This is a genomic window from Arthrobacter sp. Dra40 (assembly GCF_059091905.1).
Genome location: NZ_JBNHHB010000030.1, coordinates 1 through 14,960, shown reverse-complemented (window position 1 = coordinate 14,960; position 14,960 = coordinate 1). Strand labels below are relative to the sequence as shown.

Sequence of the window (14,960 nt, the reverse complement as noted above, 5' to 3'; positions counted from 1 at the left end):
CGGCCGACAATTGAACGGGTTAGGAGTTTGGCGCTAGATGGTGACGGACTGTTGCTTGGAGTAGGTCTTGAGGTCGAAGTCCGGGTCCGCAGCCTGTTCAGGGGTGAGGGTGCGGCCAGCGGAGAGCAGGCGGCGGGCGGCCATGTGGTCGGCAGGCTGGTTGACTGATTCGACCGCGGCCAAGACCCCGTTGCGGAAGCAGAACACGGAGAACTTCTCCTCCGCCGGGTTCCCGCGGAGCACGGTCTGGTCGCCGGGGGCTACCAGGCCGGCGATCTGCAGACGCAGATGGCCCTGATTGGACCAGAACCAGGGCAGGTCCGCGTAACCGCCGGACGCGCCCCCGGACCCGGCGCCGGGCTTGGAGTCGGTGCCGGGCTTGGAGTCGGGCGCGCCGCCGGGTTCTGCGCCGAGGATGGCGTGGGCGGCGTGGCGGGCCTGGTCGGTGGCGTTCTGCACGGATTCGAGCCGGGCTCGGGTGCCGGCGTGGACGTTGGGGAAGGACGCGCAGTCGCCGAGGGCGTAGATGTCAGGGTCGGACGTGCGCAGTGACCCGTCGACCACGATGCCGTTCTCGACCTCGAGGCCCGCGGCTGCCGCGAGTTCGGTGCGCGGGGTGACGCCGACGCCGACCAGCACCAGGTCGGCGGGGTAGCGGAGCCCGGTGGTGGACACCGCGGCGGTGACGTGCCCGGTGTTGTCGCCGTCGAAGGAAGCGATGCCTTCGCCCAGCCGGAGGGTCACGCCGAGGCGTTGGTGGGCGTCGGCGAAGAAGCCGCTCATGACCGGGGTCAGGGCGCGGCCCATCGGCCGGTCGGCGTACTCGAGCACGGTGACGTCCAGGCCCCGGGCGCGGGCGGCGGCGGCGAACTCCAGCCCGATGAACCCGGCACCGATGACGACGACGGAGCGGACCGTGTCGAGGCGGGCGTGCAGGGCCTGGGCGTCGGTGAGGGTGCGCAGGCCGTGGATGCCGGTCAGTCCGGCTCCGGGGACGGTGAGTTCGCGGTTGGCGGCGCCGGTGGCCAGGACCAGTGTGGAATAGGCCACGGTGGTGCCGTCGTCGAGGGTGACGGTCTTGGCGGTCCGGTCGATGGAGGTGACGTGCACGCCGAGGCGGGCATCGACGTCGTTGGTGGTGAAGAACTTTTCCGGGCGCAAGGGGAGCGGGACCGGGTGCTTGCCGGCGGCGAGGTAGTCCTTGGACAGCGGCGGGCGCTGGTACGGGTGGTGCGGTTCTTCGCCGAGCAAGGTGATCGCGGCGGTGTAGCCTTCCTTGCGCAGCGAATCCACCAGCTGGATGCCGGCCTGGCCGTTGCCAACAACAACAATGTTCCCCAGTGTGCTCATGGGCTTGTCCTAGATCTGGTCTTCGGGGACGTCGACTTCGATCTGCTCGAGCCCTTCGCCGGCCTTGATTTGGCAGCCGAGCCGGCTGCGGGTTTCGTCGCGCGGGCCGGCGGTGCAGTCGAGCATTTCCGCTTCGTCCTCGCTGATCTCCGGCAGCCCGTCGAGGTACTCTGGCCGGACATAAACGTGGCAGGTGGCGCACATGGCCTGGCCGCCGCATTCGCCGACTATGCCGGCGACGCCATTGGTCACGGCGGCCCGCATCAGGGACGTGCCAGGGTCGACGTCGAGGACGTCAACGTTGCCGTCCGAGTGGTGGAAGCTGATCTTTGCCATTGGTTCTTCTGCTTTCTAGTTCCAGGTGACGGGCAGGCTGGTGAGGCCGCGGAAGACCCAGCCGTCCCAGCTTTCCGTCCGGGTCTCGTCGGTGCGGAGGCTGGGGAAGCGTTTGTACGCCAGCGGTACGGCAATCTGGCCGATGGAGGTTTTGGCCGCCCAGTGCCCGGCGCACAGGTGGACGCCGCTGCCGAAGGCCAAGTGGGAGGTTTTGGGCCTGAAGATGTTGAACTCGTCGGCCGTGGGGCCGAAGTGGGCGGTGTCCCGGTTGGCAGATCCGACAACAACACCGAGACCCGCGCCGGCCGGAAGCCGGACGCCGCACAGCGTGGTTTCCCGGGTGGTCTCACGCGGGTACATGCCGATGGGGGAGCGCCAGCGCACGGTCTCGTCGAACACGGCGGGCCAGAGGGAGTCGTCGGTTAGGACCCTATCCAGCTGCTCGGAGTGCTGGCTCAGTGCCCACACGATGTTGGTCACCATGTGTTGCGGCTCGTTCATCCCGCCGGAGATGGTGAGTTTGACGTTGGCGGCCACGTTGTCGAACGGCAGCCCGCTGTTGGCCAGCGCCGAGGTCATCGACGCGTTGGGGTGCTGCTGATAGAACGGGATGAGTTCGTCAAGGATGGCATCCAGTTCGGCCTGCGATGCGTCGCAGCGGTCCCAAATGGCCTGATCGTTCAGGACGTTTCCAGAACCGGCAATGAAGTCATGGGACCAGCGGCGCATCTGCTCGACGGCGACGTCCTTGAGACCGAGCAAGTCAATCAGGTTCTGAGAGGCCACCGGCGCCGCGTAGTCGCGGTTGAGGTCGGCCCTGTCCGGGCCCATGTCCTCCAACACATCCAGATAAGTCTGTGCGTTGCGTTCGAAGACCGGTGCCCAAGCTTCCTTGATGTTCTTAGGGCGCAGCACCGGATTGATCGGGGCGCGGTCGGCGGCGTGCTCCGGATCGTCCTTGCGCAGCATCGGCTGCGCGCCAAGTGCCCGGTTCATCGCGGCGCCACTGACGTTGGCACTGAAGATTTCCTGATCCATCTCCACTGCGTGGCAGCCCTCGTAGTTGGTCACGAGAAACTTCTTGATCGCCGGAACCCAGGCGACCGGCGACTCTTGCCGCAGCCGCTCGTAGGTCGGGTAGGGATCGGCCATCATCCGAACCGGGTCAACCCAGTCCGCCACCGGGTAGGGTGCATTCGGCGTGGACTCGGCAAGCGAAGTAGCAGCAAGTGCCGCGCCGCGGGTGTCCGAGATTTCCAAGGGTGCGACGGCGGCGGTGCTGCCGGAATCTGCTCCATAGCCGAAGGGGCATCGGCCGTCGAGGGCGGTAGACATCTGTCCTCCTGGTATCAACTACATCTTGGTGACTAGTGTCACGCGCGTTCTTCTCCTAGTAAACTGCGGATATTCGGACAACTTCTTCGATTTAGTAGGATTACATGCCAAAGTTCACCTTGCGGCAGCTGGAACTCTTTGCCGCCCTTCCGGACCATGACACGTTGAGCTCTGCCGCGGCGGCGCTGCACATTTCCGAATCTGCCCTCTCCCATGCGCTCAGCGAATTGGAGGCGGCAGTAGGGGAGCAGCTGTGTGTACGCCGGAAAGCCCGAGGTATGCGGCTAACCCAGGCGGGCCAATATCTTGCTGCCAGGGCCCGCACCATCTTGAAGGAAACCGACGGGCTGGTCAGCGAGTTGGCCGGCGTCGGAGGGCAACTGAAGGGCCCCGTGGCACTGGGGTGCTACATCGGGCTGGCCAGCAACGTGTTGCCGTCAGTCTTAGAAGGGTTTGGCAAGCTGCACCCCGACGTGGACATCAGCATCACGGTAGGCGATCACGGCGACCTGTTGCCGAAGCTGGAAACAGGAGCCCTGGATGCCGCGATCGTCTACGGCATCGGCATGCCCGCGAGCCTGCAGCGGCAGGAGATCTACAAGACCGAAGTGATGGCCATCCTCGCCGGGTCGCACCCGCTGGCCGCAAAGCCGGACATCGACCTGGCAGAGCTCGCCCCGGAACCGCTGATCATGCTCGAATCGCAACCCAGCACCGGCTACACCCAGCTGATGTTCGACGAACGCGGGCTCACTCCTAACTATGCGGCGCGTGTGCCGCAGATCGACCTGGTCCGCGCGCTGGTGGGCCGCGGGCTGGGCTACAGCCTGCTGATGTCAAGGCCCAACCAGATACCCGTCACCACGGAGGGACTGCCTATTGTCTCCAGGCCGTTGCGTCCCCGGGCCGGGGTCACCTCCGTGGTCGCCGTCTGGCCCGACGGCGTGGCCCTCAGCGCCCGCGCGCGTGCGGTCATGGACTATGCCACCGAAGTGCTGGAAGGGATCGAAACGGTCTGACCCTTAGGGGCTGGAAATAACGACGGCGGTGGACAGCTCTGCGGGAAGGTGCAGTAGCGATCCGCCTGCGCCGAGCTCGCGGCCATCGTGTCCCTCAGCCCGGCTGCTTAACTGGCTTTGCCCTCGGCGATTCTTACGATGTGTTCAGCAGTCTTCTTGCCGGTCTTCTTGTCCAGCTTCACTATCAACGCCGCCTGCAAACCTGCCAAGGGGAGCAACAGCGGCGCGTACGGCAAGAGGACGTCGGCATCTGGCTGCAGCCGGATTAGGAGCCCCTCGACTGCGTCTGAGAACCATCCCATAACCGGAGCCTATGCGCCGCTTCTGTTTGTAATGGAGGCGACAGAAGCCAACGACAAAACAAGGAACCCGGGCGCTCACCTGACGGCCGGGCGGAGAGTCTGTGATGCCGGCGGCGAGACAAAGCCTGATTTGACGGCCGCCGCCGGACGGTGGTTGCGACTCTAGGCCGCGCCCGTAGCGTGGGCGACTTCTCCAGGACAACCATGAGTCCGGAAACTCTTCGTCCAGAGCTTGGACCGGGGTACCGTCATCCGCCGGACCCTCGAAATCCTTGCGCGGCACGCTGGCATCTACAAGGATGCCTGTTATCCCGTGCTGCGAAGAAGGAGCCGACGCGATGACAAAGTATTTGATCTCGTTTCCCAGTGACGCGATGGTCGTCACCGAAGAAGAGCTGCCGGCCGTTTCGGGTGCTGCGCACGCGGTGGTGCAGGAGGCGAAGGACGCCGGCGTGTGGGTGTTCGGCGGTGGCATCGATGACAGCGTCCCGCCAGTGATGGTCGACGGCGATGGCACCGTGAGCGAGGGCACCTACCCCCAGACGGCGCAACTCGAAGGCGGCTACTCGGTTCTGGAACTGCCCTCGTATGACGCGGCGTTGGAGTGGGCCGTGAAGTTCGCGGTCGCTTGCCGGTGTGCCCAGGAGGTGCGGGTCTTCGGATACGACCCTGCCAGCTAGGTCTCTGCGACGCGGTTGGCCCCCAGAACGTGCCACGAACACTGCCAGGTGCGGCTCTTTAGGCAGAGCCGCACCCACAAAGCGTTCCCTCGTTTTAATTGAACTCAAGGCCGAGTAGTGCGTTCTCGGTGACCTCGGGCAGCGCCGGGTGAATCCAGTACTGCTTGGCCGCGAAATCGCGGACGTCCAAGTCAAAGGCGAGCACGGTGATCATCTGCTGGATCAAGGTGGAGGCTTGGGGCCCCATGTAGTGCGCGCCGAGCAGCTTCCCGGTGTCGCGGTCTGCGATCAGTTTGCAGATGCCGGTGGTGTCTTCCATGGCCCAGCCGTAGGCGACATCCCCGTACTTCTGCACCTTGACCGTCACGTTGTGGCCCTGTTCTCGGGCCTGCTCCTCGGTCAGCCCGACGGTGGCGACCTGCGGGTGCGTGAAGGTGGCCGCGGGAACGTGGTCGTGCGGCATCTTTCGCAGATTGTCCGGGTGGAGCAGGTTGTGCCGCACGGCACGCATCTCCGCGTTGGCCACGTGCTTGAGCATGTAGGGCGAGGATACATCGCCGAGGGCCCAGACACCCTGGGCGGTGGTCGAGCGGCCGTACTCGTCGACGCGGACACGTCCGTCGTCGGTCATTTCGATCCCGGCAGAGGCCAGGTCCAATTGGTCACCGTTGGGCACGCGCCCGGTGGCCACCAGCAGTACTTCCGCGGTGACGGAGGTGCCGTCGTCGAGCCTGACGGTCACGCCCTCGGTTGTCTCCTCGGCGCCGATGGCGGTTCGGCCGGACAGGAGTTGGTATCGCTGGGCGGCGATAGCATTGAACTGCTCGCCCAACTCGGTGTCCAGGCTACGCAGCAGCGAAGAGCGAGAGATGACCGTTACCTCGGTGCCGAGGGCCTCGAAGACGTGGGCGAACTCCATGGCGATGTAGCCTCCACCAATGATCACCATGGACTTTGGCTGCTCCGGCAGGCGCATGATGTCCTCGTTGGTGTAGTACCGCACTCCGGAGGCAGCGATGGAGTTGGGAATGAAGGGGCGGGAGCCGGCGGCGATGACGATCTGGTCGCCGGAGATGATCTTCTGCTGCTGGCCTTGGCCGGTGCGCAGCGTGCGTTCGCCGACGAAGACAGCATGCTGGTCGTAGACGTCGATGTTGGGAGTCTGCGGACCGCGGCGGTACTCTTCACCCCCGCCGGCGATCGGGTCAATGCGGTTTTCGAAGATGCGGGTGACCATTCCGGGCCAGTCCACGGAGTTGACTTGGGCATTCACGCCCAGCCGCCCGGACTGGGCGGTCTCCAACGCGGCGTCGGCTGCATAGACGTACATCTTCGTGGGGATACAGCCGACATTGAGGCAGGTGCCGCCGAAGGTTCCCTTCTCGATGATCGCGATCGATTTGTCCTCGAACTCCGGCCCGGGGATTGAGTTTCCGGATCCGGTGCCGATGATGATCAGGTCGTAGTGCCCATCGACGGCGATATCGCTAGGGGTTTCCATGGCAAGTCCTCACTAAGGGTTCGTTTTGGGGTGCGCGGGGCGCGGAAAAGGGGCCAAGCCGGGCAGCGGGAGGCAGCCGGCGGGAGAGGCGGGTCAAGTTATTTGGTGGTGGCGATCTTCCACAGCAGGGTGCGCAGTTGCCGGACATCGTCCTCGCCGAAGCCGGCAAGGGTCTGCTCGACTACTTGGTCGCGTGCGGCAAGGGCGCGGTTCAGTACAGCTTGGCCTTCGTCGGTGGTGCGTGGAATGCGGATGCGACGGTTCGTAGGATCGGCGTCCCGCACCAGGTAGCCCTGCTTTTCGAGCCGGTCGATAATAGACATCAGCGTGGACTTGTCGAGACCGAGCGTGGTGGCGATCTCGATCTGGGTGCGCGGCGTGCCATCTCCGGCCACCGCAAGCACCAGGGTGTCACGCATATCGTGCAAGCCGTTGTCCCGGCAAGCAGCATCGAAGTTCTCGGTCAGCACTCCGACCGCACGATGCATCAGCCAGGTCAGGTCGCTGGTGAAAGGGCTGTCCACCGTCGCACACGGCTTGAGTGACGGGTCGAGATCAACGTTGGGTAGCACGCTCCCATGGTATCGACCGGCATCAGATCATCCAAAAACGGATCATCTTGTTTCGGACGATTTGCTCGAAGGAGGAGCCGGACTTTGAGAAGCGCAACGAACCGCGACATGTGCCCGGCCCGGTTGGACCGCCGCCCTACCGGTTGCCCTCGGTGTACTCCGTCACCCCGTTCCATGTCCGGAGCAGGTCCGCGAGCTGGGCGGGGTCGAAGGCGGTGGCGGGGCGGATCTACATGCAGTGATCGTATCGCCAGCCCGCAATATCCCTGGCCATGGGCCAGTGCTCCATCCTGATGCGGCTAACCGGCTGGCGCAGCGTGAAGCCGAAGCGTCTGTAGAAGCCCCGCAGCCGCTCCAGATCTACGTCGGCGGAGGCATCCGGCTGTACATAGGCCATGGTGTTGCGTCCGGTTTCGCTCTCCTTCAGGAAGGCTTCTACGAGGGCCGTGCCAACATTGTCTTCCTGGTGGCTGGGGTCAACATACATCGCAGCCAGCACGGAGCACCTCGAGTTTGGTCGGTCCGCGTAGTCCGCCATCTGGTTCGCGTTCCAGTTGGTGTGGCTGCCGTTCAGCCACCCGACGATAGTGCCGTCGCGCTCGGCAACGTGGGTACCTGGACCGTGTGGTCCCCGGCCATTGGCGTAGCGCTCGGATTCAAACTGGTGCCCATCCCAGTGTTTGAGCAGTTCTGCGAGCTGGGGTGCGTCGTGCTGGGTTGCGAGGCGGATCTTCACGGGACTGATCCTACTGAAAAGGCGCGGTCACCGTAGGGCCCTGGCGGCGACGGGATGCGGTCGCCAGCGAACTGTTGTGTCAACGGTTGCGGCCGCATCCTTACGGCGGACCGCGGAAGGGCCGTCCCTAGGGTGCCATCGGCGGCGGCCGGGGGCAGGGGTGCGGGTTCCCCTCCGGCCAAGGCCGGCGGGTGGTTGAACAACACGGTGGAGCAACTGCTTCTGCTCCGGCCGATAGGGCATCCCGTGCGATATTCGTTCTCTGGGCGTGTTGATGAACGACTACCGGGTGGCTCGCCGTCATCGTTGATCTGTGAGGACCGAACCAGAAATCTCGGGCGGGCACGGGCTGTATCCGGACTTGCCATAGGCGGTCCATGAACTTCGATGTTCGCCCCAGTCAATGATGGGCACGGAAAGGACAGCATCATCACCGACAATGCAACAGTGCTCACGCAGCTACTAACGCCCACGCGCCTCTACACCGGCAAGGAAGTGCTTGAGCGGCCGTCACCAGTGCCCATGTTGTCTGGCGTCTACGCGTGGTACTTCGATGAACTGCCGTCTGGCGTAGACATCCGTGGCTGCCATGTCAGCCCAGAAGGCGTGCTGCTATATGTCGGGATCGCTCCGAAGGAGCCGCCACGAAATGGAAGACGGCCGAGTTCGCAAACGCTTCGGCACCGGATCCGATACCACTACCGCGGCAACGCCTACGGCTCTACGCTGCGGCTGACGCTGGGATGCCACCTGACAGGAACGCTAGGAATCGCCCTCCGCAGAGTCGGCAGTGGAACCCGGCTGACCTTCACGCCAGACGGCGAACGTCAGCTCAGCGAGTGGATGAGCGGGCATGCCCGCGTGACATGGGCGCAGGCGGATTCCCCGTGGCACGCGGAGGCGCAGGCATTCAAGGAACTGAGCCTGCCACTCAACCTCCAGGGCAACAGCCATCATCCCTACTACCCGACGCTCAAGGCCCTCCGCGCCGAGCACAAGGCAACAGCACGGGCTCTGCCTGTCGTGTAAAGCCGGTCGTGGACAGCGGGCAGCCAGGTTCCGTGACCTTTCGCGCGGACCAAGCCTTGGCTCTTGCTCCATGGCCTGACCGCTGCAGGCTATGCCGAATTCCTCGTTCGCAGCCTTAGCGCTGCTTAGGTTTGCCCGCCGCTGCTGAAAGAACACCAGAACAAGGCCTTCGGCCACCCCTTTGGGTCGGTGCCAGCCAGCCGCCAACTATCAGTTCGGGGTGGAGAAGCCATTGGCCCGCCGCAGAGCGCGTAGCAGGGATCGAATCGGCCGCGGATCACTGTAGGTCGCCTGATAGCCGAACCGAGGGAGCTATCGGCCGCCTTCACGAAAGCCCGTAAGCCGGTCTGTTTAGCGGATGAGCGATTCCTCTTGGAGATTGGTGAGCCTGAAGCGGCCGGTGCCGCGGTGGGCCCTGGGTGGGAATACCCAGATGTTCTGCAGGTATCTGAAGTCACCTCTCCGCTGCGGCTGCGGGACCGCCAGGCCTCGGATGCGCAGCCGTTTTCCAAGCTGCTTGAGGCTAACATCGGCATAGCGCGGGCTCACCCAGTAGGCACCCCATTTGAGCAGTACGGACCCCTCGGGGTGGCCGCGCTCCTTCAGGTACACGCTGATTTCCCCGGCACCCGTATCGAGCAGGGCGTGGCTGACCTGGACCCGCCTGCTGCCGGGCGAGCCGGTGACCATGTTAGCCAGCTTGTACCGGGCCGCGGTTAGGCGCTGGATCAGGTCCATCTCGGCCTCAGTGGCGGATGCCGCGGGTACCAGACCAGCGATGTACGCCCGGACGGGCCGGGTGAATTTGGCCCAGTGCCACATGACTATCTGATGGTTGTGGAAGCGCCGCAGCAGGTCTTCGGCCTGCCCAACGTAGAATGGTTTGGAAGGCAGCCCTTTCAAGTTCAGCATCAGGACGTAGATGAACTTGAATCCGGGGACGGGCTGCAACCCGTATTGGGGACCGTTGGCGAGCACATACCTCTGCGAACCCTTGACCATGCCGCATCACCTCCACCTGCAGTATGGAACACGGCGGCGAAAACCAAAATGGCATCGTCGTGCGACGTTTGACCTTGTCGGGCCGAGTCTAGTGAGAGTACGGGGCCGGCTCTGGCGATCGCAGAGGTTTCGAGACAGCGAGTCGGATTGGCCGGAGGTCGGCCCCCGGAACCGGCCGAAATCCTTGCGCGGCCCGGTGGCATCCGCGAGGATGCACGTGATCATGTGCTGCGAAGAGAGAGTCGACGCGATGACGAAGTATCTGATCTCGTTTCCGAGTGCCGCCATGGACGTCTCCGAGGAAGAGCTGCCGGCCGTTTCGGATGCGTCGCACGCGGTGGTTCAGGCGGCGAAGGACGCCGGCGATGGCATCGTGCGTGAGGGCACTTACCCGCATACGACGCAGAAGGCGGCTACTCGGTGTTGGAGGTATGATGCGGCGTTGGAGTGGGCCGCGAAGTTCGCGGTCGCTTGCCGTTGCGCCCAGGAGGTGCGGGCTTTCGGATACGATCCCGCCAGCTAGGTCCCCGCTGAGCGGTCCTCGCCGCCAGGCTCGTTAGCGTCATCCGAGTGGAGCCAGCGCCCTGGATGGGCGGTGGCTCCACAACCGACAACGAGAAACGCCGGGTGGGGAGAGCCGCACCCGGCATTTTCATTCACTGTTTTTCCGCAGGGGCCGCCGGCACCGATAAATGGTCTTCGTTGACGATCACTGTGCAACTAAACAGGTCCTGCGATAGGGCAGTGGTTAACTGGGGCTGTCACAGGCGGCTGATAGCTTTGATTCATGCAAAAGATATCTGCCCTTGAAGCACTTCGCGCGTTCGTTGCCGAACGAAATTGGGAGCAGTTTCATACGCCCGAGAATCTTGCAAAGAGCATCAGTATTGAGGCTGCGGAGCTCCTTGAGTGCTTCCAATGGGGCGGAGGGAATCTTCGCTCCGCGCAAGAAGAGCTCGCGGACGTACTCACGTACTGTATTCTCCTTGCCGACCGACTGGGCGTCGATCCCCAAGCCATCGTGTTAGAGAAGCTGAAGAAAACAGGCGAGAAGTACCCAATAGAAAAAGCACGAGGCCGAAGCGAGAAGTATGACCAACTTTAGCCTCGAACGATTCCCATTCGATCCGAACGAAATTCGCGCGTGGGGCGCGGCCGATCTTCGACACCGCAACTGGCCTGTTGTGTACGTCATGAACAATGACACCGAAGTGTACGTCGGCGAATCGTTGAACTCCGAAAGCCGTATGCGGCAGCATCTAGACTCAGACGAGAAGCGTCGGCTCAGCTGGGTTCGCGTCGTGCTAAACGAAACTTTCAACAAGTCAGCGTGCCTGGATCTGGAATCGTATCTCATCCGGATGTTCTCCGGAGACGGACAGTATCAGGTGCTCAACCAAAACGCGGGCATTACCGACGCTGACTACTATGACCGCGAGGTGTACAGGAAGAGCTTCGATGAGGTCTTCGAAAAGCTCCGAACCCAAGAGCACCTGTTCCAGCGCACTCTCCCTGAAATCATCAACAGTGACCTCTTCAAGCTTTCACCGTTCAAAGCACTTAATCATGATCAGGCGATCGCTGTTGAGGACATCCTTGACGGACTCTTCGCTGATCTAGAAAGCGATACACCGAGCACTGTCGTTGTTCAAGGCAATCCCGGTACGGGGAAGACCGTCGTCGCCATCTATCTCCTGAAGCTGCTGGAAGACATTCGACGGCATGACCCTGAAGAACCACTAGACAGTGACTCCATCTTCAGCGAATATTTCACCCCAGCACGTGCCGAACTCTTGGCAACACTGCATGTGGGTCTGGTCGTCCCCCAACAGTCGCTCCGTGCGTCGATCTCGCGAGTGTTCAAACTTACCCCTGGGCTCCACGAAAACCTCGTGCTCACACCTTTTTCCGTCGGCGAGAGTGACGAGCCTTTTGATCTGCTGATTGTTGATGAAGCTCATCGCCTCAACCAAAGGGCTAACCAGCCATCCGGCCCGCTCAACAAGAAGTTTGAGGAGATCAACCGGAAGCTTTTCGGTAAGGACGACCCCAAATTTACGCAGCTAGATTGGGTCCGGCAGCAGAGCAGGCACACCATCCTGATGCTCGATACAGGGCAAAGTGTGCGTCCCGCGGATCTGCCCGCCGCCACCACTAACGCACTCCTCAAGGAGGCATCAACTTCAGGCCGTCTCTACCCGCTTCAATCGCAGATGAGAATATCTGCGGAACAAGACTATGTCGGGTATGTCCGCAAAGTGCTTAGCGATATGCCACCGCTGACCCGCGAGGACTTCGATGGCTATGACCTTCGCTTCTTCACAGATCTCAGAAAGATGAGACATGAGATCCTCCTGCGCGATCGGGAGAAGGGACTGTCACGCCTCCTTGCAGGATACGCCTGGAAGTGGAGCAGCAAGACGGACAAGAATGCGTTTGACATCGAACTCGACGGCGTGAAGCTTCGGTGGAACTCGACTCAACGCGACTGGATCAATTCGCCCGGGTCAGAGCTCGAAGTCGGTTCAATTCACACCGTTCAAGGCTATGACTTGAACTATGCGGGCGTCATAATCGGCGAAGACCTTCGCTATGACAATTCGGCTGGGGCAATCACCTTTAACCGATCCACGTATCACGACAAGAAGGGCCGTGAGAACAACCCAAAACTCGGGATCACCTACTCGGACCAAGATCTGCTCGAGTACGTGCGGAATATTTACACCGTGCTGCTCACCCGAGGGATTTTCGGCACCTACGTCTATGTCTGCAACGAAGAGCTTAGGGACTATTTACGTCAATACTTCTAGACAGCGTAGTGTGGCAAATCGTTGTTGATCATCGCACCCTCGCTCATTGAAGGATGAGAATGTGTTTATGGAAGCAACGGTGGCAGTGTTTCCGCAGGACCGGCCCGGGCCGCCCGGATTTCGGGTTGCCTGTGGCGAACGGCGTGGACCGGGCGGCCCCGCGGAGTTGGCCGGCTTCCGCTCGGTAAGCGGAAACCGTGTGTGCCCGGTGATGGCACCGGCACGTGAACCCGGCGGTTGACCAGGGGCTGGCTATTGGACCCAGGTCAACCGCCGGACAGTTAGAAGGGGATCTCCCGAAGGGCGATGCCTCGGTGGCGGATGGGATGGCCCCGGATGTTGTGTTCAATCGCGAGGAAAGAACAGAACATCCCGGGCAGCATCCCCCGTCCCCCACTCCCGCCCTCCGGTCCGGGCCACTGTTGCCAGCGGCTCGGACCAGAGGGCGAGGAGACTTAGGCTGCAGCAACCACCTTGGTAGGCGACTTCTCCAGCAGGTAGTTCTGGTAGGCGGGGATCGTCAGGAAGGCCGGGAACTCTTCGCCGAGGGCACACTCTTCGAAGATCTCGCGGGCGTCGTCGAACCGGTCGCCGTCGAACCGGGGCAGGGCCGCGAACTCTTCCTCCAGCAGTTCCCGGACCCATTCGCGGGTGATGATCTCGCCGTCGTCGGTCAGGGCGTGGGCGTGGATCCACTGCCAAATCTGCGAGCGGGAGATCTCCGCCGTCGCCGCGTCCTCCATCAGGTTGTGGATGGCCACCGCGCCGTTGCCGCGCAGCCAGGACTCGATGTACTGGATGCCGACTTCCAGGTTGGTGCGGATGCCGGTCTCGGTGATGGTCCCTTCGGTGCCGGCGATGTTCAGGAGGGCACCGTCGTCGGGCGTGACATCCTCGCGTTGGCGGTCCAGCTGGTTGGGCCGGTCACCCAGCACTGAGTCGAACACCTCGCGGCAGACCGGGACCAGGTCCGGGTGCGCCACCCAGGAGCCGTCGAACCCGTCGGAGGCTTCGCGGGTCTTGTCCGCGTGCACCTTCTCCATGGCGATGGCGTTGGCCTCCGGGTCGCGGCGGCTGGGGATGAACGCGGCCATCCCGCCGATGGCCATGGCGCCGCGGCGGTGGCAGGCGCGGACCAGCTGCTCGGTGTAGGAGCGCATGAACGGCGCGGTCATGGTCACCTGCGTGCGGTCCGGCAGCACGAACCGCGGCCCGCGGGCCCGGAAGTTCTTGATCACCGAGAAGATGTAGTCCCAGCGGCCGGCGTTCAGCCCGGAGGCGTGGTCGCGCAGCTCGTACAGGATCTCCTCCATCTCGAACGCGGCCGTGATGGTCTCGATCAGCACGGTGGCGCGGATGGTGCCCTGCGGGATGCCCAGCAGGTCCTGCGCCAGGATGAACACGTCGTTCCACAGCCGGGCTTCCAGGTGCGACTCGATCTTCGGCAGGTAGAAGTACGGTCCGCGGCCCTGCGCGATCAGCCGCTGGGCGTTGTGGAAGAAGTACAGGCCGAAGTCCACGATCCCGCCGGCCACCGGTTCGCCGCCGATCAGCATGTGCTTCTCCGGCAGGTGCCAGCCTCGCGGCCGGACCACGATGGTGGGCAGGTCGGTGAGCGTCTGGCCGGTGAGCTTGTATTCCTTGCCGGTCTCGGAGGTGAAGTCGATCCGCCGCTCCAGCACGTCGGTCAGGTTCAGCTGCCCGTTGATGACGTTGGACCAGCTGGGGGTGGAGGAGTCCTCCATGTCCGCCAGCCACACCTTGGCGGCGGAGTTCAGCGCGTTGATGGTCATCTTCTTCTCCACCGGCCCGGTGATCTCCACCCGCCGGTCCTCCAGCCCGGGCGCCGGGGGCGCCACCCGCCAGGAGGCGTTTTCGCGGATGTGCCGGGTGCCGGGCAGGAACTTCGGGTCGTGCCCGCGGGCGATCGACTTGCGCCGGCTCTCCCGCTGGACCAGCAGGTCTCCCCGCCGTGCCGCGGTGGCCTGGTGCAGCTTGGCCACGAACTGCAGCGCCTGCGGCGTCAGCACTTCCTCCTGCCGGCGCACCGGCGGGGCCGTCAACGTAATCCCGTTCAAGGTAATCGGATCGTTCATCGCTCATTCACTCCTCAAGAAGTGCATCGACTGTTCAGCTGGCGCCCTTCCCAGCCCTGAGAAGGGCGCCTGCTGACTCCTCGATGCGAAAAGATTTAGTGGAACTGGCCCTCTTCGGTGGAGCCGACCAGTGCCAGGGTGCTGCCGTTGGGGTTGAGGGCAGTGGAGATGGTGTCGAAGTAGCCGGTGCCC

The 14,960-nt window shown here is 63.3% G+C and carries 15 protein-coding genes; 6 read left to right on the top strand and 9 right to left on the bottom strand.

The window, feature by feature from the left end; translation table 11 throughout:
- Positions 1–33: 33 nt before the first annotated feature.
- The 3 genes from AC5RWT_RS14580 to AC5RWT_RS14570 are packed head-to-tail and all read right to left on the bottom strand — an operon-like array spanning position 34 to position 3,021.
- Positions 34–1,350: an NAD(P)/FAD-dependent oxidoreductase gene (locus AC5RWT_RS14580; RefSeq protein ID WP_494080796.1), complete on the bottom strand. Its 1,317-nt coding sequence runs from the start codon at positions 1,348–1,350 to the stop codon at positions 34–36.
- A 9-nt stretch (positions 1,351–1,359) separates the two neighbouring features.
- The gene (locus AC5RWT_RS14575) at positions 1,360–1,686 is read right to left on the bottom strand and encodes a 2Fe-2S iron-sulfur cluster-binding protein (RefSeq protein WP_494080795.1); all 327 of its coding nucleotides are present in this window, start codon (positions 1,684–1,686) and stop codon (positions 1,360–1,362) included.
- Between the two features lie 15 nt (positions 1,687–1,701).
- On the bottom strand, positions 1,702–3,021 hold the full coding sequence (locus AC5RWT_RS14570) for a cytochrome P450 (RefSeq protein WP_494080794.1): 1,320 nt from the start codon (positions 3,019–3,021) through the stop codon (positions 1,702–1,704).
- Positions 3,022–3,125: 104 nt separating this feature from the next.
- Here AC5RWT_RS14570 and AC5RWT_RS14565 point away from each other — a divergent pair, with 104 nt between their 5' ends.
- Positions 3,126–4,040 carry a LysR substrate-binding domain-containing protein gene (locus AC5RWT_RS14565; protein ID WP_494080793.1) on the top strand — a complete coding sequence of 305 codons (915 nt, stop codon included), beginning with the start codon at positions 3,126–3,128 and terminating at the stop codon, positions 4,038–4,040.
- Positions 4,041–4,147: 107 nt separating this feature from the next.
- Here the strand turns inward: AC5RWT_RS14565 and AC5RWT_RS14560 are convergent, their stop codons facing one another.
- Positions 4,148–4,342 carry a hypothetical protein gene (locus AC5RWT_RS14560; protein ID WP_494080792.1) on the bottom strand — a complete coding sequence of 65 codons (195 nt, stop codon included), beginning with the start codon at positions 4,340–4,342 and terminating at the stop codon, positions 4,148–4,150.
- A 338-nt stretch (positions 4,343–4,680) separates the two neighbouring features.
- Between AC5RWT_RS14560 and AC5RWT_RS14555 the strand changes: the two genes are divergently transcribed.
- Entirely contained in the window at positions 4,681–5,022 is a 342-nt protein-coding gene (locus AC5RWT_RS14555) for a YciI family protein (RefSeq protein ID WP_494080791.1), read from the top strand.
- A 94-nt stretch (positions 5,023–5,116) separates the two neighbouring features.
- Here the strand turns inward: AC5RWT_RS14555 and mtr are convergent, their stop codons facing one another.
- The 3 genes from mtr to AC5RWT_RS14540 form a co-directional block, all read right to left on the bottom strand.
- Entirely contained in the window at positions 5,117–6,523 is a 1,407-nt protein-coding gene (gene mtr / locus AC5RWT_RS14550) for a mycothione reductase (protein WP_494080790.1), read from the bottom strand.
- Between the two features lie 98 nt (positions 6,524–6,621).
- On the bottom strand, positions 6,622–7,095 hold the full coding sequence (locus AC5RWT_RS14545; protein ID WP_494080789.1) for a MarR family winged helix-turn-helix transcriptional regulator: 474 nt from the start codon (positions 7,093–7,095) through the stop codon (positions 6,622–6,624).
- Positions 7,096–7,324: 229 nt separating this feature from the next.
- On the bottom strand, positions 7,325–7,831 hold the full coding sequence (locus AC5RWT_RS14540) for a GNAT family N-acetyltransferase (protein WP_494080788.1): 507 nt from the start codon (positions 7,829–7,831) through the stop codon (positions 7,325–7,327).
- Positions 7,832–8,218: 387 nt separating this feature from the next.
- Between AC5RWT_RS14540 and AC5RWT_RS14535 the strand changes: the two genes are divergently transcribed.
- Positions 8,219–8,860: a GIY-YIG nuclease family protein gene (locus AC5RWT_RS14535; protein WP_494080787.1), complete on the top strand. Its 642-nt coding sequence runs from the start codon at positions 8,219–8,221 to the stop codon at positions 8,858–8,860.
- Positions 8,861–9,211: 351 nt separating this feature from the next.
- Here AC5RWT_RS14535 and AC5RWT_RS14530 read toward each other — a convergent pair whose 3' ends face one another.
- Positions 9,212–9,862 (bottom strand): GIY-YIG nuclease family protein, encoded by a 651-nt coding sequence (locus tag AC5RWT_RS14530; protein ID WP_494080786.1) that lies wholly within the window; start codon positions 9,860–9,862, stop codon positions 9,212–9,214.
- Between the two features lie 250 nt (positions 9,863–10,112).
- Between AC5RWT_RS14530 and AC5RWT_RS14525 the strand changes: the two genes are divergently transcribed.
- The 3 genes from AC5RWT_RS14525 (at position 10,113) to AC5RWT_RS14515 (ending at position 12,672) form a co-directional block, all read left to right on the top strand.
- Positions 10,113–10,385: a YciI family protein gene (locus AC5RWT_RS14525; RefSeq protein WP_494080785.1), complete on the top strand. Its 273-nt coding sequence runs from the start codon at positions 10,113–10,115 to the stop codon at positions 10,383–10,385.
- A gap of 264 nt (positions 10,386–10,649) precedes the next feature.
- Positions 10,650–10,967, top strand: a complete 318-nt coding sequence (locus AC5RWT_RS14520; protein ID WP_494080784.1) for a nucleotide pyrophosphohydrolase — start codon at positions 10,650–10,652, stop codon at positions 10,965–10,967.
- On the top strand, positions 10,954–12,672 hold the full coding sequence (locus tag AC5RWT_RS14515; RefSeq protein WP_494080783.1) for a DNA/RNA helicase domain-containing protein: 1,719 nt from the start codon (positions 10,954–10,956) through the stop codon (positions 12,670–12,672). The genes AC5RWT_RS14520 and AC5RWT_RS14515 overlap by 14 nt, the downstream gene beginning before the upstream one ends.
- Before the next feature lie 455 nt (positions 12,673–13,127).
- On the opposite strand, the gene aceB is transcribed toward AC5RWT_RS14515, so the two are convergent.
- Complete coding sequence (gene aceB / locus AC5RWT_RS14510; protein WP_494080782.1) at positions 13,128–14,768, bottom strand: malate synthase A; 1,641 nt, start codon at positions 14,766–14,768, stop codon at positions 13,128–13,130.
- Positions 14,769–14,960: the final 192 nt, after the last annotated feature.

Bases quoted from the DNA above. Each gene is read 5' to 3' on its own strand.
- AC5RWT_RS14580 (WP_494080796.1), bottom strand. From the start codon at position 1,350: ATGAGCACACTGGGGAACATTGTTGTTGTTGGCAACGGCCAGGCCGGC.
- AC5RWT_RS14575 (WP_494080795.1), bottom strand. From the start codon at position 1,686: ATGGCAAAGATCAGCTTCCACCACTCGGACGGCAACGTTGACGTCCTC.
- AC5RWT_RS14570 (WP_494080794.1), bottom strand. From the start codon at position 3,021: ATGTCTACCGCCCTCGACGGCCGATGCCCCTTCGGCTATGGAGCAGAT.
- AC5RWT_RS14565 (WP_494080793.1), top strand. From the start codon at position 3,126: ATGCCAAAGTTCACCTTGCGGCAGCTGGAACTCTTTGCCGCCCTTCCG.
- AC5RWT_RS14560 (WP_494080792.1), bottom strand. From the start codon at position 4,342: ATGGGATGGTTCTCAGACGCAGTCGAGGGGCTCCTAATCCGGCTGCAG.
- AC5RWT_RS14555 (WP_494080791.1), top strand. From the start codon at position 4,681: ATGACAAAGTATTTGATCTCGTTTCCCAGTGACGCGATGGTCGTCACC.
- mtr (WP_494080790.1), bottom strand. From the start codon at position 6,523: ATGGAAACCCCTAGCGATATCGCCGTCGATGGGCACTACGACCTGATC.
- AC5RWT_RS14535 (WP_494080787.1), top strand. From the start codon at position 8,219: ATGTTCGCCCCAGTCAATGATGGGCACGGAAAGGACAGCATCATCACC.
- AC5RWT_RS14530 (WP_494080786.1), bottom strand. From the start codon at position 9,862: ATGGTCAAGGGTTCGCAGAGGTATGTGCTCGCCAACGGTCCCCAATAC.
- AC5RWT_RS14525 (WP_494080785.1), top strand. From the start codon at position 10,113: ATGACGAAGTATCTGATCTCGTTTCCGAGTGCCGCCATGGACGTCTCC.
- AC5RWT_RS14520 (WP_494080784.1), top strand. From the start codon at position 10,650: ATGCAAAAGATATCTGCCCTTGAAGCACTTCGCGCGTTCGTTGCCGAA.
- AC5RWT_RS14515 (WP_494080783.1), top strand. From the start codon at position 10,954: ATGACCAACTTTAGCCTCGAACGATTCCCATTCGATCCGAACGAAATT.
- aceB (WP_494080782.1), bottom strand. From the start codon at position 14,768: ATGAACGATCCGATTACCTTGAACGGGATTACGTTGACGGCCCCGCCG.